This window comes from Cryobacterium sp. AP23, from assembly GCF_054075385.1.
The window spans coordinates 864545-890580 of the sequence record NZ_CM133415.1 but is presented as its reverse complement, the minus strand read 5'-3'; the positions used below and the strand labels follow the sequence as shown (position 1 = coordinate 890580).

Sequence of the window (26036 nt, the reverse complement as noted above, 5' to 3'; positions counted from 1 at the left end):
GTTTCGCTTTGTTCCGCGGGTGCACGCATCTGTCACACGCACCAGCTAGGCTCGAATCAGCGTCATTGATGGAGGAGGCTCACGGATGGCACGAATAGGCGAGAGCGCCGACCTGTTGAAGTGTTCTTTCTGCGGAAAGAGCCAGAAGCAGGTGCAGCAGCTCATTGCCGGACCCGGTGTGTACATCTGTGATGAATGCGTCGAGCTCTGCAACGAGATCATTGAGGAACGCCTGGCCGAGGCCGGAGCCGAAGAGGCCGGCAGCGAGTTCGAGCTGCCGAAGCCGCGGGAGATCTTCGGATTCCTCGAGGAGTACGTCATCGGGCAGGAAGCCGCCAAGCGGTCCCTCGCCGTTGCCGTCTACAACCACTACAAGCGCGTGCGCAGCAGGGCCACCCTCACCGCCGCGGACGCGATCCACGACGACGTCGAGATCGCCAAATCCAACATCCTGTTGATCGGCCCCACCGGTTGTGGCAAGACCTACCTCGCTCAGACCCTCGCGAAACGGCTCAACGTGCCGTTCGCGGTGGCGGATGCGACGGCGCTCACCGAGGCCGGCTACGTGGGCGAAGACGTGGAGAACATCCTCCTCAAGCTCATCCAGGCCGCCGACTACGACGTCAAGCGTGCTGAGACCGGCATCATCTACATCGACGAGATCGACAAGATCGCCCGCAAGGCCGAGAACCCGTCGATCACCCGCGACGTGTCCGGGGAGGGCGTGCAGCAGGCTCTGCTCAAGATCCTGGAGGGAACGGTCGCCTCGGTTCCGCCGCAAGGCGGGCGTAAGCATCCGCACCAGGAATTCATCCAGATCGACACCACCAACGTGCTGTTCATCGTGGCCGGTGCCTTCGCCGGACTCGACGACATCATCTCCCAGCGTGCCGGCAAGAAGGGCATCGGCTTCGGCGCCCCGCTGCACAGCAAGGGCGACGACATCAACCTCTTCAGTGAGGTGCTGCCGGAGGACCTGCACAAGTTCGGGCTCATCCCCGAGTTCATCGGCCGACTGCCCGTGGTGACCACCGTCACCCAGCTCGACCAGGTGGCGCTGATGCAGATCCTCACCGTGCCCAAGAACGCCCTAGTGCGCCAGTACCAGCGCATGTTCGAGCTCGACGGGGTGGAGCTCGACTTCGAGCAGCCCGCCCTCGAGGCCATTGCCGACCTCGCGGTGCTCCGTAAGACCGGCGCCCGCGGTCTCCGCGCCATCATGGAAGAGGTGCTCGGCCCGATCATGTTCGAGGTGCCGTCCACCACGGATGTCGCCCGCGTCGTGGTCACCCGCGAATCGGTGCTCGAGAACGCAGCGCCCACCATCGTGCTGCACTCCTCCCGCCGCGAAGAGAAGTCGGCCTAACCCGCCCGCGCGATCCGCTCCGCCAGAACCGCCCCCGACCACCGGTCCGGGGCGGTTCTGCGTTCCCCGCCGCATCCGGAGTAGACGCGGAGACCGTCGTCCCGTCCGCGGATCCGCCCGTGCTGCTGATGCTGTGGTTGCCGAGTTGACAGGAGGCCGGTGAGGATATGCAATATATTGCATGCCGGTTCCCGTTCCTGACGCCTCTCATCGCCCCGTCTCGTTGCGCGACTACGCCTACGACGCCCTGCGCACCGCCATCGTGGACGGAACCCTGGCACCGGGGGAGAAGCTGCGCGACGCCGAGCTCGAGTCGTGGCTCGGCGTGAGCCGTACGCCCATCCGGGAGGCCATCGCTCGGCTGGAGACGGCCGGGCTGGTGCGCACCGAACGGGCCAGGCAGACGATCGTGGCGCCGCTGGACGAACGGGCCGCGTTGAACGCGCAGGCAATCGCCGCGGCGCTGCACGAGCTCGCGGCGCGGGAGGCCGTCGCCCAGCTCACCGCCGCCGACCTTGCGCTGATGGAGGCGGCCAACGAGCGCTTCCGGGCCGCACTGGCCGCCAACGATGTGGATGCCGCCATCACGGCCGACGACGATTTCCACGCCGTCGCGGTGCGGGCCAGCGCCAACGAGCTGCTGCCGGCGTTGCTGGAGCAGGTGACGCCAACGCTCAGACGCCTCGAACGGGCGCGTTTCTCGTCTCTCGCCGGCCGGGCATCCGTGGCCGACCACGACCGCATAATCCGCCTGTGTGCCGCCGGGCAGGCCGAGGAGGCGGGGGCTGCGGTGCGGGAGAACTGGCTCACGCTGGGCCGGATGCTGGCTGTGGCCACAGCGACGGATACGGACACGGACACGGATACGGGCACGGACACGAACACCGAGAATGACGCGGGCTGAACCGCCCCGTCGACGCGACCCACAGCCCCACCAACCCCCACCACCCACCCCATCACCCAGACTCCAAAGGACCCCATGGCACTGCGCGATTTCCCCCGTCACCCGCTCACCTTCGGGCCGAGCCCGATCCACCCGCTGGACCGGCTGAGCGCCCACCTTGGCGGTGCCCGCATCTGGGCCAAGCGCGAGGACGTGAACAGTGGCCTCGCCTTCGGCGGCAACAAGACCCGCAAGCTCGAGTACCTCATTCCGGAGGCGCTCGCGCAGGGCGCCGACACCCTGGTGTCGATCGGCGGCATCCAGTCCAACCACACCCGGCAGGTCGCCGCCGTGGCCGCCCACCTCGGCCTCAAGGCCGTGCTCGTCCAGGAACAGTGGGTCGACTGGCCCGACAGCGTGAACGACCGGGTCGGCAACATCCTGCTCTCCCGGCTCACCGGTGCGGATGTGCGGATCTCCTCCGATGGCTTCGGCATCGGCTTCAAGGACTCCTGGACGCAAGCGATCGCCGATGTCGAGGCCGCGGGCGGCACGCCCTACCCGATCCCGGCCGGCGCCTCCGACCACCGCCTGGGCGGCCTGGGCTTCGCCAACTGGGCGCACGAGGTGGCCGCGCAGGAAGCCGAGCTCGGGGTCTTCTTCGACACCATCGTGGTGTGCAGCGTCACCGGCTCCACCCACGCCGGCATGATCGCCGGGTTCGCCGACCTCGAGGCCAATTTCGGCGGCGCCAAGCGCCGCGTGATCGGTATCGACGCATCCGCCAAGATCGACGCGACCCGCGACCAGGTCGCCCGCATCGCCCGGAACACCGCCGAGCTGATCGGAGTTGGCCGGCCCATCGCGGACGACGAGATCACGGTGCTCGAGGGCTGGGCCGGCGACTACTACGGCATCCCGGTGGAGTCGACCAACAACGCCATCCGGCTCACCGCGAGCCTGGAGGGCGTGATCATCGACCCCGTCTACGAAGGCAAGTCCATGGCCGGCCTGATCGACCTCGTCAGCACCGGGGACATCGCCCCGGGCAGCAACGTGCTCTACGCCCACCTCGGCGGACAGCCCGCCATCAACGCCTACAGCGCCCTGTACCACTGACCCGGTGCCCGCCCGCGGGGTCGCTCCTGCCGCGCCAACTGTTCCCCATGCCGACAAATGCACCCGGTGTGCCGGGACCATTTGTCCGCACGGGGAACAGTTTTGGTCAGTTGAGGCCGCGGCGGTCGAGCAGGGGCTGGATGTCGGCGTCACGGCCGCGGAAGTCGCGGTACGCGGCCAACGGGTCGCCACTGCCACCCACGCCGAGCAGCCGGGCGCGGAACCTGTCGCCGTTGGTGCGGGTGAGGCCGCCGTTCTCGGTGAACCAGGCCACGGTGTCGGCGTCGAGGACCTCGCTCCAGATGTAGGAGTAGTAGCCGGCGTCGTACCCGCCGGAGAAGGTGTGCGCGAAGTAGGTGCTCGCGTACCGGGTGGGCACAGCCGGGTTGTCCAGGCCCACTTCCGCCAGTGCGGCCGCCTCGAAAGCGGCCACGTCCGTGACGGTGTCGTCGGCTCCGATGCGGTGCCAGGCCTGGTCGAGCAGGGCCGCCGCGAGGTATTCGCTGGTGGAGAAGCCCTCGTTGAAGGTCGCCGATTCACGGATGCGGTCGACGAGTTCCTGCGGCATCGCCTCGTCGGTGCGGAAGTGCCTGGCGTAGTTCGACAGGACCTCGGGCCACAGCATCCACATCTCGTTGACCTGGCTGGGGAACTCGACGAAGTCCCGGTACACATTGGTGCCGGAGAAGCGCGGGTACGTGACTTGGGCGAACAGGCCGTGCAGGGCATGACCGAACTCGTGGAAGAGGGTGTTCACCTCGTCGAAGCTGAGCAGGGTGGGGGAGCCGGCGGCGGGCTTGGGCACGTTGAGGTTGTTCGTGACGATGGTGGGCGTGCCCAGCAGGGTTGACTGCGAGACCAGCGAATTCATCCACGCGCCGCCGCGCTTGGAGTCGCGGGTGTAGAAATCGGCGATGTACAGGCCGACGGGCGAGCCGTCGTCGTCCGTGACCTCGAACACCCGCGCTTCGGGGTTCCACGCGGTCAGGTCGGGCCGCTCGGTGAACGTGACCCCATAGAGCAGGGTGGCGGCGTAGAAGACGCCATCGTGCAGCACCCGCTCCAGCTCGAAGTACGGCCGCATGGCGCTCGTGTCCACGTTGAAGGTGGCCTGGCGCACCTTCTCGGTGTAGAACGCCCAGTCCCAGGCGGCGAGCTCGAAGTCGCCGCCAGCATCCCGCACCGCGGCCTGCAGCGCCTGCTGCTCGGCGTGCGCGTTCCGGGCGGCGGCCGGAGCCAGCCGGCCCAGCATGCCGGCCACGGCCTCCGGGGTTTTCGCGGTCTCGTCCGCCGTGACATAGGCGGCATGGCTGGCGAAGCCGAGCAGCTTGGCCCGCTGGGCGCGCAGCCGGGTGATCTCCAGCACCAGCTCGCGGTTGTCGTGCGCCCCGCCCCGGATGCCGCGGGCCCGTGACGCGGTCAGCAGCCGTTCCCGAACGCTCCGGTCGGTGAGCGACGCGAGGTACGGATGGCTTGTCGGCAGTACCAGGGTGATGACGTACTTGCCGTCCAGCCCACGCTCCTTCGCGGCCTCGGCCGCTGCGGAGATCTCTCCCTCGCTCAGCCCGTCGAGCTCGGCGACGTCGTCGATCACGACGGCGAGGTCGTTGGTGTCGGCCAGCAGGTTCTTCTCGAACCGGGTGGTGAGGGTGGACAGACGCATGTTGAACTCGCGCAGGTTCAGCTTGTCGCCCTCGGACAGCGCCGCCCCGGCGAGGGTGTTCTCGGTGTAGTACCGCTCGAGCAGGTACGCCGTCTCCGGGTCAAGGTCCAGTTCGGCACGCTGGGCGTACAGGGTGCTGATCCGCGCGTACAGCGCCGGATCGAGCCGGATGGCGTCCGCGTGCGCCGAGAGCAGGGGAGCGAGCTCCTCCTCGAGTGCGCTGGAGAAGTCGGACGAGTCGGACGAGCTCAGCGAGAAGAACACCGTCGCCACCCGGGTGAGCACCTGCCCGCTCTGCTCGAGGGTGACGAGAGTGTTCTCGATCGTGGGCGCCGCCGGGTCCGCCGTGATGGCCTGCACCTCGGCGAGCTGCTCGGCCATGCCGGCGACGAAGGCCGGGCGGAAGTGTTCGTCCCGGATCTCCGCGAACGGCGGCAGCTGGTACGGCAGAGTGCTGGGGGTCAGGAAGGGATTCGAGGAGTCGGCCATCGCCCCAGCCTAGTGTTGGCCGTGTCCTGGCCACCGGTGCGCGCCGCGGCACACCGTCGTAGGCTCTGCGCCATGAACGACACCCCGGAACGCCAAGAGACAGCACCGCGAGACGAGCACGCACCCGGCCAGGAACACCTGCCGCGGGTGCTCACCTGGCGTACCGCGGCGAACTCCGCCGCGTACCTGCTGCCGCACCTGAATGCCGGCCTCAGCCTGGTCGACGTGATGTGCGGGCCGGGCACGATCACCGTCGACCTGGCACGCCGGCTCCTGCCGGGCGAGGTCGTGGGGGTCGACAGCTCGCCGGCGCGGGTGGAGCAGGCGGCCGGACTCGCCTTCGATGAGGGGGTGCGGAACGCGCGCTTTCTTGTCGGGGACGTCTACGCGCTGCCGCTGCCGGACGCATCCGTGGATATCGTGCACGCACACCAGGTGTTGCAGCACCTGGCCAACCCAGTGGCGGCATTGCGGGAGATGCGCCGAGTGCTCAAGCCGGGCGGCATCCTCGCGGCCCGCGACGCCTGTTACGCCGGCGTGACCTGGCATCCCCGGCTGCCGGGTCTGGCGGCGTGGCTGGGGGTGTACCGCTCGGTGCACCGGTTCAGCGGCGGCAACCCGGATGCCGGGGCCGCCCTGAAGGCGTGGGCGCGTGAGGCGGGGTTCACCGACGTGACCTGCACCGCCTCGATCTGGTGCTTCGCGTCGGACGCCGAACGGGAGTGGTGGGGCCAGTCCTGGGCCCAACGGGTGACGGAGCCGGACTTCGCCGCGCACGCAATCGAGGCCGGGGCGGCGCACCTGGCGGACCTACACGAGATCAGTGCCGACTGGCGGCGCTGGGCGGCTGACCCCGACGGTTGGTTCGGCATGCCGCACGGCGAGATCATCGCCGTGCGCTGATCAGCCGGCCGGCGGATGCCCCGTCGGCCGACTGCCTCGAAGCCTGAGACCGGCTAGATCCAGTCCTCGTCGTCTTCCGACGCCACGACGGGCTGGGTGATGGTGGCGCTGTCTTCCTTCGGGTCGAACCGGATGACAGTGCCGTCGTCGAGTTCGATGACCGGGTTGCCCTCGAGCCAGGTGAGCGTCCAGCGCCAGCCACTGGTGTCGTCCGGCAGTCCCGCGAGGTCACCCTCAACGGCTTGCAGGGCGATCACGACGACCTCGGGCAGGCCCGCCGGAGGCGTGGCTCCGAGCGACCAGCGGGTACCGAGCTGCATGATTAGACCTCGGCCTCGTAGGTCACCCAGGTGGTGCGGGACCCGACCTCGTCGTAGAGCTTCCGGGTGGCCTTGTCGTCAGTGGTGTTCAGCCACTGCAGCGTGCGGTAGTTGTGCGCCTTGGCGTAGTCGCGGGCGAAGTCCAGCAGGGACTTGCTGACGCCGCTGTCGCGCACGGCGGCGGTGACGAACAGGTCGTCGATGAACAGTCCGACGTCACCGCTGAGGGTGCGCGGGAACGCCCGGTACAGGGTGAAGCCGACGAAGTCACCGTTGTCGTCGACCGCGACAGCACCGTCGAGGTCATGGTTCTTGTCGATGAGCCAGCTCCACACACGCAGGGCCTTCTCGTCGGTCAGGTCGCTCTTGTTGAACTCGCTGTACCCTTCGAACAGTCCGAGCCACGGGAAGAAGTCCTTGTCACCCAGCGGGCGGACCTGTACAGACATGCGGTTCTCCTTAAATTTCCGACACCGTGGCGAGCACGATGTTAGTAACGACCAGTTCGTCGGATTCGACAAACGTCAAATCCGCGATGCGGCCTACTGCTTGCAAATCGGCGGCCACCTGCGCGAGCAGGGCCACCTCCGATGTCGATCCACCGATTGTGGCAGAGATGACAGCGGACTTCTGTGAAGCCTTCGCGTCGGTCTTGGCGCGTCGGATGCCGGTGAGGGCCCGGCTGGCCAGGTCGAGCAGGGCCAGGGTGCCGTCGTCTGCGGGCGTTGAACCCGCGATGGGCCACTCCGCGCGGTGCACCGAGTCGTCGTTGGACCACGACCAGGCTTCCTCGGTGGCGAACGGTACGAACGGTGCGAACAGGCGCAGCAGGGTCGACAGCGCCTGGCGCAGCGCGGCGACGGCGGATGCCTGCTCCGGGCCGACGTCGCCGTAGGCGCGTTCCTTGACCAGCTCGAGGTAGTCGTCGCAGAACGTCCAGAAGAAGCTTTCGGTGAGCTCCAGGGCGCGGGCGTGATCGAAGTTCTCGAACGCCGCGGTGGCCTGGCCGACCACCACGTCGAGCCGGGCGAGCATGCTCGTGTCGATCGGTTCGGTCACCGGGGCGGCGTCGTCACCGGCGAACCCGAGGATGAACTTGCTGGCGTTGAGGATCTTGATCGCCAGGCGTCGGCCGATCTTGATCTGGGTGGGGTTCTTGGGGTCGAACGCCGCATCCGTGCCCAGGCGCGACGACGCCGCCCAGTAGCGCACGGCGTCGGAGCCGTGCTGCGTGAGCACATCGGCGGGCGTGACGACGTTGCCCTTGGACTTGGACATCTTCTTACGGTCCGGGTCCACGATGAAGCCCGACAGCGCGGCGTGCTGCCACGGGGATTCGCCGTGTTCGAGCTCGGCGCGCAGCAGCGTGGAGAACAGCCAGGTGCGAATGATGTCCTGGCCCTGCGGGCGCAGCGAGTACGGATAGACCAGGTCGAAGAGTTCGGGGTCGCGTTCCCAACCGCCGGCGAGCTGCGGGGTGAGGGAGGAGGTGGCCCAGGTGTCCATCACGTCGACCTCGCCGACGAAGCCGTTGGCCACGCCACGCTGGTCAGCGGTGTAACCGGGGGCAACGTCGGAGGACGGATCCACGGGCAGCAGGTCGGCCGTGGCGATGATGGGCTGGTCGAAGACCGGGTTGGCGTCGGCATCCAGCGGATACCAGACGGGCAGGGGAACGCCGAAGAAGCGCTGTCGGGAGACCAGCCAGTCACCGGTGAGGCCGTTGACCCAGTTCTCGTAGCGCACGCGCATGAACTCAGGATGCCACTGCAGCGCGGTTCCGTGTTCGATCAGACGGGCGCGCAGCTTCTCGTCGCGGGCGCCGTTGCGGATGTACCACTGGCGGGTGGAGACGATCTCGAGCGGCTTGTCTCCCTTTTCGAAGAACTTGACCGGGTGCACGATCGGCTTGGGTTCGCCGATCAGGTCGCCGGAGGCGCGCAGCAGGTCGACCATGGCCTGCTTGGCGGAGAAGACGGTCTTGCCGGCGAGCTGGGCGTAGGCGGCCTGGGCTTCGGGCGTGACGATCACGTCGGGTGCCTCGGCGATGATGCGGCCGTCGAAGCCCATGATCGCGCGGTTGGGCAGGTCGAGTTCGCGCCACCAGACCACGTCGGTCACGTCACCGAAGGTGCAGATCATGGCGATGCCCGAGCCCTTGTCCTTCTGGGCGAGGTGGTGGGCGAGGATCGGGATCTCCACGTCGAAGACCGGGGTGCGCACTGTCGTGCCGAAGAACGGCTTGTAGCGGTCGTCGTCCGGATGCGCCACGAGGGCGACGCACGCGGCGAGCAGCTCGGGGCGGGTGGTCTCGATCTCGATGGTGGAGCCATCCGGCTTGTGGAAGGAGACCCGGTGGTACGCGGCGGGCATCTCCTTGTCCTCGAGCTCGGCCTGGGCTACGGCGGTACGGAACGTGACATCCCAGAGGGTGGGTGCCATGGCCTGGTAGGCCTCGCCGCGGGTGACGTTTCCGATGAAGGCGCGCTGGGAGGCGGTGATCGACTCCGGGGCGATGGTGCGGTAGCTCTGCGTCCAGTCGACGGAGAGGCCGAGGGTGCGCCAGAGTTCCTCGAACTGCTTCTCGTCCTCGACGGTGAGGCGTTCGCACAGTTCGATGAAGTTGCGTCGGCTCACCGGCAGCTGGTCCGCAGCCTTGGTGCTCTTGCCGTCGCCGCCCTCGAAGGGCGGAACGAAGTCAGGCGTGTACGGCAGCGACGGGTCGCAGCGCACGCCGTAGAAGTTCTGCACCCGGCGTTCGGTGGGCAGGCCGTTGTCGTCCCAACCCATCGGGTAGAAGACGCTCTTGCCGCGCATGCGCTGGAAGCGGGCGACGACGTCGGTGTGGGTGTAGCTGAAAACGTGGCCGATGTGCAGCGACCCGGATGCGGTGGGCGGGGGAGTATCGATCGAGAAGATCGACGCCTTCGTGGCACCGGCCCGGTCGAATCGGTAGGTTCCCTGAGCTTCCCAGCTGGTTTCCCATTTCGCTTCCAGCCCTTCGAGGGCGGGCTTTTCGGGAACGCGGTCAGCGTTGGTCATGACACTCCGATTCGTTTCAGCGGCACCGTGTCGTTGGTGAGGTGCCTTCAGTACTGCTGAACCAATCTAGTCGATGTGGCGCCCCCGGCAGCACTCGGACCCTCCGAACGGGCTGATCCGGGCCTTGTTTGGGAGTCTTCTCAGACGACGGCCCGCGTGAGAACGGCGGCTCTTCGGGCAGGTTGCTGGATCTGACGGGGCCCGTTTGCCCTGGCGCGACAGTCTGGAGGATCCCGCTCGGTACTATGGCCCCATGACCACCCTTTTGAGCAGCGGCCCCGTCAGGTGACGGCGACCCCGCCACGGGAGCGCCGCTCCTGGCGCCAGGGTGCGCGGCACCTGTACGACCGCCTGCCGACCGCGTGGCTCCTCACCGGCATCGCCGGCGTGTTCCTCGCCGTCTCTGCGGTGTTCGGCGGCCTCGATGACGCCCCGGTGCAGGCCGCGCCGGTACTCGAGGTGGGTGACACCCACGTCGGCGCCGAACTCACGATCGCCGTCAGCCAGGCGCTGCTGATCGATGCCTTCCCCGAGCAGCTTCTCACTCCCGAAGACGGCTTCCGGCTGCTCGTGGTGCGCGCCGTCGTGGAGAACACCACTACAGCCCCCCTCCGGCTGAGCAGCGTGCCGACCGGCCCGGTCAAGCTGAGCGGCATCCAGGCAGACACCATCCGGGTCGCCGGCATCGACGGTTTGCCGGTGGCGACCCCGCCCGCCAGCATCCTGGTGATCGACGATGGCAGCGACGAGGCCGTCGTACAACCCGGGGTGCCCGTCGAGCTCGCGTTCGTCTGGGAGGTCGCCGACACCGTCGCGGAAGGGGACCCGATCGAAGTGCAGCTGCTGGACCGCGTCAAGATCAGCGAGGGGGAGCTCACCTACGGAGGGCTGTACGACGACCCGGTCGTACGAGCAACCCTCGACATGACCCTCGACGACGTGGGCGCGGGGGTGTCGGAATGAGCCTGAGGACTTCTCGCTGGCGCCATGCCGCGAATGGGGCCGTGCTCGTGGCCATCCTGTCCGTCGCGGCGCTCGTTCTGCACACCGCGCCGGATCGCGACCTGCAGCAGTCGCCGATCACCGTGCCGGCCACCCTCGGTGAGCCCGCCACGGGCCGCAACATCCGGGCCACCGTGCACTCGGTCGCCGTGACCGAGTCCGTGACCGCCGGAAACGGCTGGGCGGGCGGCACCCCCGGGGTCTGGGTCGTCGTCGACCTCAGCGTCGAGGCGGTGGCGACCGATGAGGGTGCCGTGTTCGGCACGGCGGTCCTGCGAGTGGGCGACACCCGCTTCAGCGCCTCGACCCGACCGGGCAACGCCACCGTGGTGAGCGTCAGACTCGCCACCGGCATCCCCCTGACCGGTCCGCTCTTCTTCGAACTTCCCGCAGACGTGGCCTCGAGCGACGCGGCCGCGACGGCCACCCTCGAACTCGCCCTCAACTCGGACCCGCGGGTGGATTCCCTGCTCGTGATGCCGGTCGACCTGGGCGAGCTCGCCGTGCAGGAGAGTCTCGACGCCGACTTCCCGGAGTGGGGTGACCGGTGACCACCACCGAACAGGTCAAGCGCAAGCCGGCTGGGTGGCTCAGGCGCAACAGCCGGGCACTCGTGGCGATTGTCATACTTCTCCCGGCGACCCTGGGAATCATGTTCGCGAACCAGTGGATCGGCTACTTCGAGCAGTGGCCCAGCCGGCCGGTGGACGTCGCAGCCGGTCAAACGCTCGAGTACGGCAACGCCCGCTGGAGCGTCGTGGCCACCGACCGCGTGCCGGGCACCAGTGCTGCCGGGCGGGAACGCGACCTGCCCGCCGGGACCGACCTCGTCGTGGTCACCGTGCGCGTGGAGCCGACGGGCTTCGGACCGGATGGCGTGCCCGACCTGTGCACGGTGCGGCTGGAGGAGGCCGGCGGGAACACCCCGACGCGCAGCTGGGCCAACGGGGGAGCAATCTCCCTCGATGGCTCAGGACCGGACCTGGTCTCCTGCAGCTCGGAGCTGACAACGCCGTACACCTTCGACGCGCAATTCGTCGTTCCCACCGACGCGGGGGAGTCATCGGAGTTCACCGTCGGCATTTCCGTCGTCACCGAGCTGCCCGAATACGCCAGGTTCGCCCTCGAGTGAGCCGCGAAGCTCTCGCTAGGCGGGAGCGGGAGCCGGCGCGGAATCGGGCCGGGTTTCGGTGACGGCGGCGGCGTCCCTGCGCTCGCTCAGCCGACGCAGGCAGTAGTCGTAGCCGGCGGCGATGAGGCAGATGCGCAGCGGCTCGAGCAGAACATCGATACCGAAGATGAGCGACCCGTCCACGTTCATCCACCACGACTCCAGGTCGTGGGCGCCGATCAGCCGGATGGCACCGAAGCCCAGCCAGGAGCCGGCCGCATCGATCACGGTATAGGCCAGCACGAAGATGCCCATCGGCACCACCCCGGCCCGCCAGACCAGGGTCAGGGCGTTGGCGAGCGGCTTCCACCGGCCGACGAAGCCGCCACCGACATCCGCGAACCGGCGGGAAATCGCCTTGGGCACGCGGGAGTAGCGAGTGCGCACCCGGTCTGCGTAGCGATTCTGCGGAACCTTGATGAGGAACGGGCCCGCGGTCAGTGCCCGCCCGTAAACGATGCCCGCCAAGGCGAGCCAGGCGACGGGGAGCAGCACCAGGGCGCCGGCCTCGCCGATGGCCCAGGCGATGACGTCCCAAGCGACACCGATCGGTGCGAACAGGTCGCCGAGAGTGCCCCGCAGGTCCGCGATCCAGTGCATCGCGGTACGGTTCGCCACCCAGGCGTCGAATTGGGAGAGGTAGGTGCTGATGAGGAACACGGTGAGATACACCCAGACGGCCTCGAGGTACACCGTCAGCACCGCGGTCCAGCGCGGCAGCTTGTCGCTGTAGCGCCGAAGCAGGTACCGGCCGGTGAATGCGACCACGATGGCCGCCCCGGACGCCCAGGTGAGTTGGAGGTTGAGCACGCCCGCCGAGTTGTCGGTGTCCGCGAAGGGGTTGATCTTCTCCAGCGCCGCCGCCGCGTACTGCAGGGTGTCATCGCGCAGGAATTGCCATGCTGCATAGAACGCGAAGAACGGCAGGATGCTCGCCAGGAACAGCTCCTGCACGCTGGGCCCGGCGGCGGCGGTGTCCTCGGTGCGATCGATGGAGTCTTCCCCACTGGCAGCGAGATCCGCGAACGCGGGCATGCCCGGGCGCAGCACCAGGAACATCCCGATGAAGCTCGCCAGGCGGGCGAGGATCGCGATGGGCATGATGAGGAACGCGGAGAGAGCATCCGTGGTGCCCACAAAGGCGGCGACCTCGATCACCAGGTAGCGGGCAAGCCAGCCGGCGATGTACAACGCCAGCAGGACCGGCCACTTGGAGGCGGCCAGCCGGAGCGTCGAGGTCACAATGGAGAACACAAGGCTCAGCGTAGGGTACCGGCCGACCGGAGAGAGTGCCCGAATGGGCCGGATTTCCAGCAGACCGGCCCTGGTTCAGACCAGGCGGGGCACAGCGGCCAGCAGCGCGCGGGTATACGGATGCGCCGGAGCCATGAAGATCTCCGCGGCGGTGCCGGCCTCGACGATGCGGCCGTCGTGCATCACGGCAACCTGGTCGCTGACGTGCTGGATGACGCCGAGGTCGTGGGAGATGAAGAGCAGGCTCAGCGAGAGCTCGCTCTGCAACTCGTCGAGCAGGTCGAGCACCTGCGCCTGCACGCTCACATCCAGCGCTGAGACCGGCTCGTCACAGATGAGCACCTGCGGCCGCGAGGCCAGGGCGCGGGCGATGCCGACCCGCTGGCGTTGGCCGCCGGACAGGTCGGCGGGCCGCCGTTCCAGCAAGGCCGACGCCAGGCCGACCTCGTCCAGGAGTTCGAGGACCCGGGCGGCGTCGCTGCGGCGGGCGGCAGAGGCGCCGATGCCGCGTGTGCGACCAGCGGGTGCCGGCCCGGCAACGGCATGCTGCAGGATCTCCCGCACGTTCAAGCGGGGGTCGAACGACGCGAGCACGTCCTGGTACACGGCGCCCATCAGCGGGCGTCGGGCCCGCCGGTCGCGTTCGGGCAGCGCACTCCACGGCTCGCCCTGCAGGCGCACCTCTCCGGCATCCGCCTCGGTGAGCGCCAGCACGAGCCGCGCGGTGGTGGTCTTGCCCGAACCCGACTCGCCGACGATGCCCAGGGTTCTGCCGCGCGGCAACTGGAAGGAAACGTTGTCGACCGCCTGGTGGACGGTGCCGTGCGGGCCACGGAAGACCTTGGCGAGGCCGATGGCCTCCAGCGCCAGACCGGCGCCGGGCGTGGCCGCAGGAGCGGCAGGAGCGACGAGGGGCGCGGCCGGGGTGGCCTGGTCGATCGGGGTCATCGGATCGGCCGGCCGGTCGGTGACCAGTGCCGGCCGGGCCGGCCGTGGTTCCGCGACGGGCGAGAGGCTGGTGCCCCGCGGCTTGTCCACGGGAACGGCGGCCAGCATCCGCCGGGTTTCGGCGTGCCGGCCGGAGCCCAGAACCTCCGCGGTGGTTCCCGTCTCCACGATGCGACCCTCGTGCATGACCACGATCCGGTCGGCGACGCGGCTCACGACGGCGAGGTCGTGGCTGATCAGCACGATGGCGGTGCCCTGGGACCGCACCCGCTCGAGCAGCGCCAGCACCTGGGCCTGCACGGTCACGTCGAGGGCCGTCGTGGGTTCGTCGGCGACCAGCAGTGGGGGATCCAGGGCCAGGGCCGCGGCGATCAGCGCCCGCTGACGCTGGCCGCCCGAGAGTTCGCCGGAGCGCCGGCCCGCATAGAGGTGTGGGTCGGGCAGGCCGACGGCGTCGAGCACCTCGAGTACCCGGCGGCTGCGTCCTGCCGCGTCGAGGCGGGTGTGCAGGCGCAGCGAGTCGCCGATCTCCCGGTGGATGGGGCGCAGCGGGTCAAGGGACGCCAGGGCGTCCTGCAGCACGAGGCCCACATCCCGGCCCCGGCGGCGCCGCCAGGCCGGCTCGCTCAGACCGAGCACCGATTCGCCGGCGAGGGTGAGCTCATCGGCTCGCACCCGGGCACCGGCGCCGGCCAGACCGAGGATGCTGCGAGCCGTGACGCTCTTGCCCGACCCAGACTCGCCGACGATGGCCAGGCACTCACCCGCGCGCACCTCGAACGAGACGCCCCGCACGGCGTCCTCGGCCGCGGGATCACCGAAACCGACCCGGAGGTTCTGCACCGTCAGGGCAACCTCTGGCCGGGGCCGGCGGGCGGCGGGCTGCTCTGCGGCGGAGTGGTCTGCGGGACTCATGCGTGCCTCATCCGTCGTTCGATCGAGCGGCCAAGCGCGGTCGCGCACACTGCCGTGAGCACGATGAGGAGACCCGGGAAGAAGCTCATCCACCAGGCCGAGGTGATGTAGGTACGCCCGGCCGAGAGCATTGCGCCCCACTCGGCGGCCGGCGGTTGCGCGCCCAGGCCGAGGTAGCTCAGCGCGGCCGCCCAGACGATGGCCTGCCCCACCCCGAGGGTGCCCAGCACCAGCAGTGGCGCCAGGGTGTTGGGCAGGATGTGCCGGGTCAGGATGCGGCGGCGGGACAGGCCCTGCACGGTGGCCGCCTCGACGAACGCCGACGAGCGCACGCGGATGAGCTGGGCGCGGATGATGCGGGCGTAGCCGGGTGCCGTGGACAGCCCGACCGCGACGATGGCGCTGCCGGGGCCCGGGCCGAAGACCAGGATGAAGAGGAGAGCGAGCAGCAAACCCGGGAACGCGAACAACACCTCGAGGAACCGGTTGACGGTGAAGTCGACCGCGGCGCCCAGCGTGCCGGCGATGACGCCGAGGATCGTGCCGAGGCCCAGGCCGATCACGGTCGCCGTGAGCCCGATCAACAAGGAATCGCGGGCGCCGTCGACCACCCGGGTGTAGATGTCCCGCCCGGACTCGTCCGTGCCGAACCAGTGCGCCCAGGAGGGTGAGCCGAACGCGGCGAGCGGATCGATGGCGAGCGGGTCGCCCGGGGCCAGGAGCCGTGGCGCGATGGCGGCGGTGATCAGCAGCGCGGCCAGCAGCCCGGCGATCAGCTCGGCGGCGGTGACCCGGCCCCGCCGGGCGGTTCTCGCACCATTGGCGGTGTCGACCCCGGCCGCGACCTGGATCTCGAGTTCGCTCATGCGCCGGCTCCGGTCCCCGTGCTGGTGGGGCGGGGGTCGGCGAGGCGGGAGGCCAGGTCGGTCAGGACGGTCATCAGGATGTACGCCAGCGCGACGATCATCACGACGCCGATCACCACCGGCACGTCCCGCACGGTGACGGCATTGAGCAGGGTGCGGCCGAGGCCCGGCCGGGCGAAGATGGTTTCCACGACGACGGCACCACTGATCAGCGAGCCGAAGGCCCAGCCGGACAGGCCGATCGCGGGCAGGGCGGCATGCCGCAGCGCGTGCCGCCAGAGCACGCCGCGCTCGCTTTCGCCGCGGGCACGGGCCGAGAGCACGAACGGGGACTCCAGCGCCGTGGTCAGGCTCTCCCGCATGACCTGGCCGAGGAATCCGGCCAGGGGGATTGCCAGGGTGACGACGGGTAGAACGATGCCGCGCGCATCCGCCGTGCTGATCGGGGGCAGAACGCCCCACCAGACGCTGAACACCACGATGAGAGTGGTCGCCAGCCAGAAGTGCGGCAGGGCCGCGGCCACGATCTCCAGGCCCGACCCGATCTGCCGGGCCAACCGGCCCCGCCCGGTGGACCAGGTGGCCAGCAGCAGCGCGATCAGCCAGGCCACCGCCAGCGACAGCAGGGCCAGCACCAGGGTGCCGCCGAGCTGGCTGAGCACGAGCGGCCCGACATCCATGTTCAGGGCGTAGGACCGGCCCAGGTCACCGGTGGCCAGGCGGCCCAGCTGGTGCAGGTATTGCAGCAGCAGGGGCTGGTCGAGGCCGTATTCCGCCCGCACGGCGGCGAGGGCCTCCGATGATGTCTGCGAGCCCGGTCCGCCGAGGATGGCCTCGGCGGGGTCGCCAGGGATCAGGCGGACGGCGAAGAAGGTGACGGTGGCCACGGCCCAGAGCACGAAGACCGCGCCGGCCAGGCGCCGGCCGAGGCCGCCCAGTCGCGCCCGCGTCAGCTGGTCAGCCACGCGTCGTAGAACGCCGGCGTGGAGACCGTGGGCATGGCCCTGGCGCCCTCGACGGCCGAGCTGAGGAGGAAGTGGTTCTGCTGGTCGTAGAGCGGCAGGATGTAGAACCCTTCGAGCACGATGTCCTGCGCGTCGGCGTACAGCTCGGCGCGGGTGTCGGCATCGTTGGTCGCGTTCGCCTGGGCGAGCAGCGAATCCAGCTCGGGGTCGTTCAGCTGGGCGTGGTTGGCGAAGTAACCGCTGGGCGCGGGCGTGATGCCGGCGGAGTCGAACAGGATCCGCAGCACGTCGGGCCCGACCTTGGTGTACGGCGCGCTCACGGCGTCGTAGGCGTTGGACCCGAGGGCGGTGTACCAGCTGGACAGGTCGAGCTTGGTCAGTTGAACGTCGAACCCGGTCTCCTTCGCGGTGGCCTGGATCTGCTCGAACAGGGACTGCTCGGCGGGGATGGACTGGTTGGTGCTCACCGGGAACACGACGGTCAACCGCACGCCGTCCTTGACCCGGTAGCCGTCCGAATCCTTTTCGGACCAGCCGGCGCCGTCGAGCAGGTCGGCGGCAGCGTCGGGGTCGTAGTCGAACAGGTCGGGGCGGGAGACGCCGAGCGGTTCGACGCTGGACAGGGCCGAGTAGGACCGCTCGGCGCTGCCCTGGAAGAGGGAGGCGACGGCGTCGTCGACGTTCGCCGAGCGGATGAATGCCTCGCGCACCGCGGCGTCGTTGAACGGTGCCTTGCCGGAGTTCAGTTCGATCCGGTTGGAGGCGCCGGGGCGCGGGGCATCGAGGTGCACGATGGAATCGCTGGACTCGGCCTGGCTGATCGTGTCCGGCTGGGCGTTGTCGATCACGTCGACCTCACCGGCCTGCAGGGCCGCGTAGCGCGACGCCGAGTCCGGAATGAACCGCCAGGTGAGGGTCTCCAGGTAGGCCGGGCCCTCGTGCTCGGCGTCGGCCGGCGGTGAGGTGTAGTCGTCGTTGCGCACCAGCGTGATGGCGTTCTGCTTCACCCAGGAGTCGACCACGAACGGCCCGGTGCCCACGGGGGCCGCGCAGTTCTCGTCCTGGCTGCGCTGCAACGCGGTGGGGGATTCGATCGCCAGCCACGGCTGGGAGAGCGATTCGAGCAGGGCGCCGTCGGGCGCGGAGAGGGTGAGCCGCACCACTGAGTCGGAGACGGCTTCTGTGCCGGTGACCTTGGCGAGGGCGAGGTAGCCGGTGGAGGAACCGGTGGCCGGGTCCTGCAGGTGGGCGATGTTGGCCTGCACGGCGGCGGCATCCATCGGGGTGCCGTCGGTGAAGCTCACGCCGTCCTTGAGGGTGAACTCCCAGGACAGGCCGTCGTCGCTGACGGTCCAGCTGTCCGCGAGCCAAGGGATCACCGTGCCGTCGCTGTCGAGGGAGACGAGGGACTCGAGGAACTGTCCGCTGACCAACGCCTGCGGGTAGTTCCCTCCGACGTGAGGGTCGAGGCAGGTGGGCTCCGCGTCGCCGGACGCATAGGTGAGAGTGCCGCCGCTGGCCGGCGTGCTCGTGTCGCCGGTCGGCGAGGCGCTCGTGCACCCGGTCAGGACCAGGCCGAGGGCGGCGGTGCCGGCCAGCAGGACACGGGTGAGGGGGCGCTGGGTTGAACGAACGGTTCCCGGACGGGGCATGCGGATGTCTCTTTTCACGGGGGATCACAGGTGCAGGGAGGGTGTGCGCGAAGCTGCGGTGCTCGAAACTGCTGTGCTCGAAACTGCTGTGCCATTATTGGACTCAGTCCAAAAATCTAACGCGTCGAGTCCCATCGTAGAACACAGGAGACCCATGTCTGATTCCCGTGCCGCCGGGCGCCCGCGTGGCTCGTCGCGGGCGATGCTCGAGGAGGCCGCCGCCGAGCTGTTCCTCGAGCGCACCTACGCCAAAACCACGGTCGGGGACATCGCCCGGCGGGCCGGGGTGAGCCGCAACACCTTCTTCAACTACTTCGCGGCCAAGAGCGACCTGCTGTGGGTCGATGTCGATGCGGGCCTGGCCGCGCTGCCCGGCGCGCTGGCGGCCTGTGATCGGTCCGCCCCGGTCACGGTGTCGGTACGGCAAGCGCTGCTCGTGGTGGCCGTGGGATTCGGCCCCGGCCGGGTGCCCTGGTCGGTCGCCCACGACGAGCTCATGGAAACGACCGGTGAGCTGCAGGCATCCGCCCTCGCCCGATTTCTCGTGCTGGCGGGCCTGGTGCACGAATTCGTCGGCGCCAGGCCGGGGCACGCCGTGGATGCCGACCCGCTGGGGCGGGCGTTCTCGAACGCGGTCGTCGCCGCCGCCGCGGCGGCCGCAGGGGACTGGGTCGCCGCCGGCGTCGGACGCGGCGAATTGGCGCCGTTTGTGGAGAGGGCGATCACGCCGGTGTGCGCCGGCTTCCGGCCGGTTCTCGACCCCGGCTGAGGCAACCCGGCGCCCCGAATACCCGGTATTTCGCCGGCCCGGGTATTTGTCTGGCAAGCTAGTATTAATCGACATTGATCCGGCTATCACCGGGGAGTTTTCGGAAGAACGTTGGTATCGTGCCCCGGCACGGTTCCGGCCAGTAGAGCCGAACGGGTCGGGCCCGTCACAGCCTTTGTTTGAGCGGTCGTTCGCTTCTCCAGGAACGGCAAGCGAGGTGGTACCGCGCATCGTCCTGTCGGGGCGAGCGTCCTCGTGGAATAGGCCAGCGGCTTTTCACCCGCCTCGTCCAGGAGAAGCATGACGTACCCGCAGCAGCCCACAGACAACGCATTCGGCCTGCCCGACCGCGATCTCACCCGCGACGCCGCCGTCGTCCCCTCGCCGAACTTCCCGCAGATCGAGACCGAGGTGCTCGCCTTCTGGGAGAAGGACGGTACCTTCCAGGCGTCGATCGACAACCGCGAGGGCGCCCCGGAGTGGGTCTTCTACGACGGCCCGCCCTTCGCCAACGGCCTGCCGCACTACGGCCACCTGCTTACCGGCTACGCCAAGGACCTCTTCCCGCGGTTCCAGACCATGCGCGGCAAGCAGGTGCACCGCCGGTTCGGCTGGGACACCCACGGCCTGCCCGCCGAGCTGGAGGCCGAGCGGAAGCTCGGCATCACCGACAAGAGCCAGATCGAGGAGATGGGCCTGGCCGCGTTCAACGCCGTCGCCCGCGAATCGGTGCTCGAGTACACCAAGGACTGGGAGACCTACGTCACCCGCCAGGCCCGCTGGGTGGACTTCGAGAACGATTACAAGACCCTCGACATCACCTACATGGAGTCGGTGATCTGGGCGTTCAAGGAACTGCACACCAAGGGCCTCGCCTACGAGGGCTACCGGGTGCTGCCGTACTGCTGGCGTGACCAGACCCCGCTGTCCAACCACGAACTGCGCATGGACGACGACGTCTACAAGATGCGCCAGGACCAGACCGTCACGGTCACTTTTCCGCTCGTCGGCGCCAAGGCCGAGACCCTCGGTCTCACCGCCGTGCGCGCGCTGGCCTGGACCACCACGCCGTGGACCCTGCCGACGAACCTGGCCCTGGCCGTCGGTCCCGACATCGTCTACGCCGTCGTCCCGGCCGGTCCGCACGGCACGCCGGATGCCGAGGTGTTGCGCGAGCAGGCCGGCGTCACGTCGGACCAGTCCGGTACCGAGGTGCTCGGCGCCGAGTACCTGCTCGCGATCGACCTGGTCGGCAGCTACGCCAAGGACCTCGGCTACGACAGCGCCGCCGACGCGACCGCCGCCGTGTCCTGCACCGTGATCGGCCGCGACCTCGAGGGCGTCTCCTACGACCGACTGTTCGACTACTACGCCGACGAGAGCGAATGGGGCACCCAGAACGCCTGGCGGTTCGTGCTCGCCGACTACGTCACCACCAGCGACGGCACCGGCATCGTGCACCAGGCCCCCGCCTACGGTGAGGAAGACCAGATCGTCTGCCGCGCCTACGACATCCCGGTGATCCTCTCCCTCGACGACGGCGGCAAATTCCTGCCCCACGTCACCGAGGTCGCCGGCCAGCTCTGGAGCGACGCGAACAAGCCGCTCACCCAGCTGATCAAATCGCAGGGCCGGCTGCTCCGCCAGGCCAGCTACGAGCACTCCTACCCGCACTGCTGGCGCTGCCGCAACCCGCTGATCTACAAGGCAGTGTCGAGCTGGTTCGTGCGCGTCACCGACTTCCGCGACCGGATGGTCGACCTCAACCAGGAAGTCACCTGGGTGCCGGAGAACGTCAAGGACGGCCAGTTCGGCAAGTGGATCGGCAACGCCCGCGACTGGTCGATCAGCCGCAACCGGTACTGGGGCTCCCCGATCCCGGTCTGGAAGAGCGACAACCCCGAGTACCCCCGCGTAGACGTCTACGGCTCGCTCGACGAGCTTGAGGCCGACTTCGGCGTGCGTCCCACCGACCTGCACCGCCCCTACATCGACGCCCTCACCAGGCCGAACCCCGACGACCCCACCGGGCAGTCCACGATGCGCCGCATCGAGGATGTGCTCGACGTCTGGTTCGACTCCGGCTCGATGCCGTTCGCCCAGGTGCACTACCCGTTCGAGAACCGGGACTGGTTCGACAGCCACAACCCGGCCGACTTCATCGTGGAATATATTGGACAGACCCGCGGCTGGTTCTACCTGCTGCACGTGCTCTCCACCGCGCTGTTCGACCGGCCCGCGTTCAAGAACGTGGTCAGCCACGGCATCGTGCTCGGCAGCGACGGGCAGAAGATGAGCAAGTCGCTGCGCAACTACCCGAACGTGAACGAGGTCTTCGACCGCGACGGCTCCGACGCCATGCGCTGGTTCCTGATGAGCTCTCCGGTACTGCGCGGCGGCAACCTCGTCGTCACCGAGGAGGGCATCCGCGAGGGCACCCGCCAGATGCTGCTGCCGCTGTGGAGCACGTGGTACTTCTTCTCGCTCTACGCCAACGCCACCGACTACACCGCAACCTGGCGCACCGACTCCACCGACGTGCTCGACCGGTACCTGCTGGCCAAGACCCGCGACCTCATCGAGGACGTCACCGGGGACCTCGACCGCCTCGACAGCACCAACGCCGCCGCCCGCCTGCGTGACTTCGCCGACGTGCTGACCAACTGGTACGTGCGCCGCTCCCGCGACAGGTTCTGGGCCGGCGTCACCGCCGATGGCACCGGGGCTGATGCCTTCGACACCCTGTACACCGTGCTCGAAACCGTGACCCGGGTGGCTGCTCCGCTGCTGCCGCTGGTCTCCGAGCGCATCTGGCAGGGCCTCACCGGCGGCCGCAGCGTGCACCTCACCGACTGGCCGGACGCAACGGCGTTCCCCGCTGAACCCGGCCTGGTCACGGCCATGGACCAGGTCCGCCTGATCAGTTCCACCGTGCTGTCACTGCGCAAGAAGGCGGGCCTGCGGGTGCGCCTGCCGCTCGCGAACCTCACCGTCGTCACCACCGACACCGCAGCCCTGGCCGGCTTCGAGGGCATCCTGCGCGACGAGTTGAACGTCAAGGCCGTCACCCTGGTCGAACAGGAACCGGGTTCCGCCGAGAGCTACGGCATCACCTCCAAGCTCACCGTCAACGCCCGCGCCGCCGGCCCGCGCCTGGGCAAGCAGGTGCAACAGGTCATCAAGGCCGCCCGCACGGGCGACTGGTCGGAGACCGACGGCGTCGTCACCGCCGGCGGCATCGTGCTGGCCGCGGGGGAGTACGACCTGGAACTTCAGGCCGCCTCCACCGCCGGCGACGCGGAGTCGGCGCTGAACACGTCGGCGCTGGCGCTGCTCTCCGGCGGCGGTTTCGTGCTGCTGGAGACCACGACCACGCCGGAGCTCGAGGCCGAGGGCCTGGCCCGCGACCTCATCCGCGCCGTGCAGGACACCCGCAAGTCGGCCGGTTTCGAGGTCAGTGACCGCATCCGCCTCGACCTGGTCTTCTCCGACGACGCGGATGCGGCCACGTTCGCCCTGGCGAGCGGGGTCGACGTCGCCGGCGAAACCCTCGCCACCCGTTTCCACACGCACGCCGCCCCGGCGGAGGCCGCCGGCACCCCCGCAGAATGGCTGCAGGGCCTGACCGGCTCTGTCGTGGAGCACTATGTGCGCTTCGAGGCCGACCACTACGCGAACCACGGACCGGTCATCGTTGCCGTCGCCCGCGAAAAAGGAACCATCAATGTCTGACGACTACTACCCCGACGAATTCCGTGACGCCGGCGACGCCGTGCTCGCGGCTCTGCTGGAGCGGGTGGGCGAGAGCGCACCCCAGCCGCGACTGCAGCCCACCCGGCGCGCGGTGGAACTGCTCGGCGACCCGCAGAACTCGTACCCGATCATCCACGTGACCGGCACCAACGGTAAGACCAGCACCAGCCGCATCATCGAGAGCATCCTGCGCGCCTACGGGCTGCGCACGGGCCTGCTGGTCAGCCCGCACCTGGTGCGGCTGAACGAACGCATCGTGATCGACGGGCAGTCGATCACCGATGAGGCCCTGGCCGCGAACTGGGCCGACATCCAGCCCTACCTGCAGATGGTCGACACCGAACTGGCCACCGCCGGCGACGAACCGCTCACCTTCTTCGAGGCCCTCACCGTGCTCGCCTTCGCCTGCTTCGCCGACGCCCCCGTCGACGTGGTCGTGCTCGAGGTCGGCATGGGCGGCGAATGGGACTCCACCAACGTCGCCGACGGCCAGGTGGCCGTGTTCACCCCCGTCGCCCTGGACCACACCAAGCGCCTCGGCAACACCATCGCCGAGATCGCCCGCACCAAATCGGGCATCATCAAGCCCGCCGCGGCCGTCGTGACGGCAGCCCAGGTGCCGGAGGCGCTGGCCGAGCTGACCCGGGCGGCCGAGCTCACCGAATCCACCCTTGCCGGTGAGGGCACCGACTTCGCCCTCCTCGCCAGCTCGGTCGCCGTCGGCGGCCAGCTGATCTCGGTGCGCGGCATCGCCGGCACCTACTCCGAACTGTTCCTGCCGCTCTACGGCACCCACCAGGCCCAGAACGCCGCCGTCGCGATCGCCGCCGTGGAGTCGTTCCTCGGCGGCGGCAGCCAGGCCCTCGTCGAGGACATCCTGGTTGAAGGCCTCGCCACCGCCACCTCGCCCGGGCGCCTGCAGCTTGTCGGCATCGAGCCGAGCGTCCTGGTCGACGCCGCGCACAACCCGCATGGGGCACTCGCCCTCACCGCGGCTCTGGAGAGCTACTTCAACTTCGACGAGATCGTCGTGGTGATCGGCATTCTCGCCGACAAGGACGCCGCCGGCATCATCGAAGCCCTCCGCCCGGTGGCCACCCGGTTCCACGTCACCCAGTCGCACTCCGAGCGCGCGATCCCGGCCGACGACCTCGCCGACCTCGTCGCCGAGCACGTCGGCGACGCGGCCACGTTCCGGTTCGACGACCTGTCCCAGGCGCTGGACGCCGCGCGCGGCTGGGCCCAGGACGAGCCCAAGCGCGCCGTGCTCGTCGCCGGGTCGATCACCCTCGTCGGCGACGCCGTGGCGTTGGCCGACGCGGGGGACTGGATGACCCCGTGAGAAGCGGGTCGGTCCGACGCTCCCTGGCGTCGATCGTCCTCGGCTTCGAACTGATCGTGGTGTTCCTGGCCACCCTGGTGATCTTCGGGCTCAGCGACCTGCCGCCGTGGGTGACCCTGGGCGGGGGAGCGTTGCTCTGCCTGATCATGGTTGCCACGCTCGGCTTGCTACGGTTTCCCTGGGCCTATGCGATCGGCTGGGCCATCCAGGTCATCATCGTCGCCACCGGATTCCTCAACCCGGCGATGTTCGTCGTCGGGGCATTGTTCGCCGGCATGTGGGTGTACTGCATGATCACCGGCTCCCGTATCGACAAACAGAACTCACAGAACTAGTAGAAGGAGAACACATGAGCACCCAGGTTCAGGAAACACTCGTATTGGTCAAGCCCGACGGCGTGGCCCGCAACCTGTCCGGCGAGATCCTCCGCCGGATCGAGGCGAAGGGATACTCCCTCGTCGACATCAAGCTGGTGCAGGCGGAGCGTTCGCTCCTCGCCGAGCACTACGCCGAGCACGCCGGCAAGCCGTTTTTCGAGCCGCTCGTCGAGTTCATGGAGAGCGGCCAGATCCTGGCCATCCGTGTCGCCGGTGACCGCGTGATCGAAGGTTTCCGAGCCCTCGCCGGCACGACAGACCCCACCACCGCGGCACCCGGAACCATCCGCGGCGACCTCGGCCGCGACTGGGGCCTGAAGGTGCAGCAGAACCTGGTGCACGGCTCGGACTCCCCGGAGTCCGCCGCCCGCGAGCTGGCCCTCTGGTTCGCCTAACCACGCAGCCACCCCCTCGCGAACCGTGAGAAGGGCCCCGAAAACGTCGAGTTTTCGGGGCCCTTCTCACGTCTCGCGGAGGCTGACGGGGGTTAGAGGCGGTGGAGGAAGTCCATCTGGAGTTGGGCGACCGTGGCCGCGACGATGTAGCAGGCGATCGTGATCACGAAGATCCAGGAGTACGCGCCGGCGGCCAGGCGGCGCATGCCGGCCGTGGCCGGGATGATGCCGGTCTTCAGGTTGTACAGCGTCACCGCCAGGAACACCGGGATCGTCACCGTCCAGGTGACCATGCACCACGGGCAGAGCACGTCGAGGACGAAGAAGCTCTGCCCCATCAGCCAGATCACGAAGACCAGCGCGCCGGTCACGCCGAGGTTCAGGCCCAGCCAGAACCAGCGGGCGAACCGGGCGCCGGAGAGGATCGCCGCTCCGATGGTGATCACGACGCTCCAGCCGGCCACGCCGATGAGCGGGTTCGGGAACCCGAACACGGCGCCCTGCCAGGAGCCCAGATTGGTGCTGCATCCCACCAGCACACTGAAGTTGCAGGACAGCTGGGCCGTCGGGTCTTCCAGCATCGTGAACTTGTCGAGAGTGAGGGCGAAAGCCGCCGCGAAACCGATCGCCCCGGCGATGATCAGGAAGACGGCAAGGCCGATGGGAGGCTTTTTCGAGGCGGTGAGTGGCACTTACGGATTATGTCATGTGGCGCGCACGCGACCCTGGGAATGCATGCGATAATCGAAACAGTCGTTTGAGCCGCGCTCAAACCGATGCCATAAGGCTTAATGGGCGGCATTCGCCCAGATTCATTGGTCGTAGACCAAAGGTATTAGCAA

General features: G+C 68.8%; 22 protein-coding genes. 12 read left to right on the top strand and 10 right to left on the bottom strand.

The annotated features are described in order from the left end of the window. Nucleotides 1-85 precede the first annotated feature (85 nt). The 3 genes from clpX (at nucleotide 86) to ACU5E9_RS04090 (ending at nucleotide 3368) form a co-directional block, all read left to right on the top strand. The gene (clpX, locus tag ACU5E9_RS04100; RefSeq protein WP_456812352.1) at nucleotides 86-1366 is read left to right on the top strand and encodes an ATP-dependent Clp protease ATP-binding subunit ClpX; all 1281 of its coding nucleotides are present in this window, start codon (nucleotides 86-88) and stop codon (nucleotides 1364-1366) included. A gap of 181 nt (nucleotides 1367-1547) precedes the next feature. Next, entirely contained in the window at nucleotides 1548-2270 is a 723-nt protein-coding gene (locus tag ACU5E9_RS04095; RefSeq protein WP_456812351.1) for a GntR family transcriptional regulator, read from the top strand. A 75-nt stretch (nucleotides 2271-2345) separates the two neighbouring features. Then, the gene (locus ACU5E9_RS04090; protein WP_456812350.1) at nucleotides 2346-3368 is read left to right on the top strand and encodes a 1-aminocyclopropane-1-carboxylate deaminase; all 1023 of its coding nucleotides are present in this window, start codon (nucleotides 2346-2348) and stop codon (nucleotides 3366-3368) included. A 106-nt stretch (nucleotides 3369-3474) separates the two neighbouring features. Here the strand turns inward: ACU5E9_RS04090 and ACU5E9_RS04085 are convergent, their stop codons facing one another. After that, complete coding sequence (locus ACU5E9_RS04085) at nucleotides 3475-5520, bottom strand: M3 family metallopeptidase (RefSeq protein WP_456812349.1); 2046 nt, start codon at nucleotides 5518-5520, stop codon at nucleotides 3475-3477. 72 nt (nucleotides 5521-5592) lie between these two features. On the opposite strand from ACU5E9_RS04085, the gene ACU5E9_RS04080 reads away from it, so the two are divergent. After that, nucleotides 5593-6423, top strand: a complete 831-nt coding sequence (locus tag ACU5E9_RS04080) for a methyltransferase domain-containing protein (protein WP_456812348.1) — start codon at nucleotides 5593-5595, stop codon at nucleotides 6421-6423. Nucleotides 6424-6476: 53 nt separating this feature from the next. Here ACU5E9_RS04080 and ACU5E9_RS04075 read toward each other — a convergent pair whose 3' ends face one another. The 3 genes from ACU5E9_RS04075 to valS are packed head-to-tail and all read right to left on the bottom strand — an operon-like array spanning nucleotide 6477 to nucleotide 9785. Continuing rightward, nucleotides 6477-6743 carry a hypothetical protein gene (locus ACU5E9_RS04075; RefSeq protein ID WP_456812347.1) on the bottom strand — a complete coding sequence of 89 codons (267 nt, stop codon included), beginning with the start codon at nucleotides 6741-6743 and terminating at the stop codon, nucleotides 6477-6479. A gap of 2 nt (nucleotides 6744-6745) precedes the next feature. Then, nucleotides 6746-7192: an N-acetyltransferase family protein gene (locus ACU5E9_RS04070; RefSeq protein ID WP_456812346.1), complete on the bottom strand. Its 447-nt coding sequence runs from the start codon at nucleotides 7190-7192 to the stop codon at nucleotides 6746-6748. A gap of 10 nt (nucleotides 7193-7202) precedes the next feature. After that, on the bottom strand, nucleotides 7203-9785 hold the full coding sequence (gene valS, locus ACU5E9_RS04065; protein ID WP_456812345.1) for a valine--tRNA ligase: 2583 nt from the start codon (nucleotides 9783-9785) through the stop codon (nucleotides 7203-7205). Nucleotides 9786-10070: 285 nt separating this feature from the next. Here valS and ACU5E9_RS04060 point away from each other — a divergent pair, with 285 nt between their 5' ends. The 3 genes from ACU5E9_RS04060 to ACU5E9_RS04050 are packed head-to-tail and all read left to right on the top strand — an operon-like array spanning nucleotide 10071 to nucleotide 11919. Next, nucleotides 10071-10748 carry a hypothetical protein gene (locus ACU5E9_RS04060; protein WP_456812344.1) on the top strand — a complete coding sequence of 226 codons (678 nt, stop codon included), beginning with the start codon at nucleotides 10071-10073 and terminating at the stop codon, nucleotides 10746-10748. Next, entirely contained in the window at nucleotides 10745-11338 is a 594-nt protein-coding gene (locus ACU5E9_RS04055) for a hypothetical protein (protein WP_456812343.1), read from the top strand. The genes ACU5E9_RS04060 and ACU5E9_RS04055 overlap by 4 nt, the downstream gene beginning before the upstream one ends. Next, nucleotides 11335-11919, top strand: a complete 585-nt coding sequence (locus tag ACU5E9_RS04050; RefSeq protein ID WP_456812342.1) for a hypothetical protein — start codon at nucleotides 11335-11337, stop codon at nucleotides 11917-11919. The genes ACU5E9_RS04055 and ACU5E9_RS04050 overlap by 4 nt, the downstream gene beginning before the upstream one ends. A gap of 15 nt (nucleotides 11920-11934) precedes the next feature. Here the strand turns inward: ACU5E9_RS04050 and ACU5E9_RS04045 are convergent, their stop codons facing one another. The 5 genes from ACU5E9_RS04045 to ACU5E9_RS04025 all read right to left on the bottom strand — a co-directional run bounded on the left by ACU5E9_RS04045 (nucleotide 11935) and on the right by ACU5E9_RS04025 (nucleotide 18558). Next, on the bottom strand, nucleotides 11935-13212 hold the full coding sequence (locus tag ACU5E9_RS04045) for a hypothetical protein (RefSeq protein ID WP_456812341.1): 1278 nt from the start codon (nucleotides 13210-13212) through the stop codon (nucleotides 11935-11937). A 75-nt stretch (nucleotides 13213-13287) separates the two neighbouring features. Continuing rightward, nucleotides 13288-15075 (bottom strand): dipeptide ABC transporter ATP-binding protein, encoded by a 1788-nt coding sequence (locus ACU5E9_RS04040; RefSeq protein WP_456812340.1) that lies wholly within the window; start codon nucleotides 15073-15075, stop codon nucleotides 13288-13290. Then, entirely contained in the window at nucleotides 15072-15941 is an 870-nt protein-coding gene (locus tag ACU5E9_RS04035) for an ABC transporter permease (protein ID WP_456812339.1), read from the bottom strand. The genes ACU5E9_RS04040 and ACU5E9_RS04035 overlap by 4 nt, the downstream gene beginning before the upstream one ends. Further along, a complete protein-coding gene (locus ACU5E9_RS04030) occupies nucleotides 15938-16906 on the bottom strand; it encodes an ABC transporter permease (RefSeq protein ID WP_456812338.1) in 969 nt (322 codons plus the stop codon). The genes ACU5E9_RS04035 and ACU5E9_RS04030 overlap by 4 nt, the downstream gene beginning before the upstream one ends. Beyond that, on the bottom strand, nucleotides 16891-18558 hold the full coding sequence (locus tag ACU5E9_RS04025) for an ABC transporter substrate-binding protein (protein WP_456812337.1): 1668 nt from the start codon (nucleotides 18556-18558) through the stop codon (nucleotides 16891-16893). Before ACU5E9_RS04025 ends, ACU5E9_RS04030 begins: the two co-directional genes overlap by 16 nt. A gap of 154 nt (nucleotides 18559-18712) precedes the next feature. Between ACU5E9_RS04025 and ACU5E9_RS04020 the strand changes: the two genes are divergently transcribed. From ACU5E9_RS04020 to ndk, 5 genes are all read left to right on the top strand, one after another. Further along, nucleotides 18713-19327 (top strand): TetR/AcrR family transcriptional regulator, encoded by a 615-nt coding sequence (locus ACU5E9_RS04020; RefSeq protein ID WP_456812336.1) that lies wholly within the window; start codon nucleotides 18713-18715, stop codon nucleotides 19325-19327. Nucleotides 19328-19627: 300 nt separating this feature from the next. Then, nucleotides 19628-23059, top strand: coding sequence for an isoleucine--tRNA ligase (ileS, locus tag ACU5E9_RS04015; protein ID WP_456812335.1), 3432 nt, complete (start codon nucleotides 19628-19630; stop codon nucleotides 23057-23059). Then, nucleotides 23052-24422 (top strand): bifunctional folylpolyglutamate synthase/dihydrofolate synthase, encoded by a 1371-nt coding sequence (locus ACU5E9_RS04010; RefSeq protein WP_456812334.1) that lies wholly within the window; start codon nucleotides 23052-23054, stop codon nucleotides 24420-24422. Before ileS ends, ACU5E9_RS04010 begins: the two co-directional genes overlap by 8 nt. Continuing rightward, a complete protein-coding gene (locus ACU5E9_RS04005) occupies nucleotides 24419-24757 on the top strand; it encodes a DUF4233 domain-containing protein (protein WP_456812333.1) in 339 nt (112 codons plus the stop codon). The genes ACU5E9_RS04010 and ACU5E9_RS04005 overlap by 4 nt, the downstream gene beginning before the upstream one ends. Before the next feature lie 14 nt (nucleotides 24758-24771). Then, the gene (gene ndk / locus ACU5E9_RS04000; RefSeq protein ID WP_456812332.1) at nucleotides 24772-25194 is read left to right on the top strand and encodes a nucleoside-diphosphate kinase; all 423 of its coding nucleotides are present in this window, start codon (nucleotides 24772-24774) and stop codon (nucleotides 25192-25194) included. Between the two features lie 92 nt (nucleotides 25195-25286). Here the strand turns inward: ndk and ACU5E9_RS03995 are convergent, their stop codons facing one another. Beyond that, entirely contained in the window at nucleotides 25287-25886 is a 600-nt protein-coding gene (locus ACU5E9_RS03995) for a vitamin K epoxide reductase family protein (protein ID WP_456812331.1), read from the bottom strand. Between the last annotated feature and the right edge of the window lie 150 nt (nucleotides 25887-26036).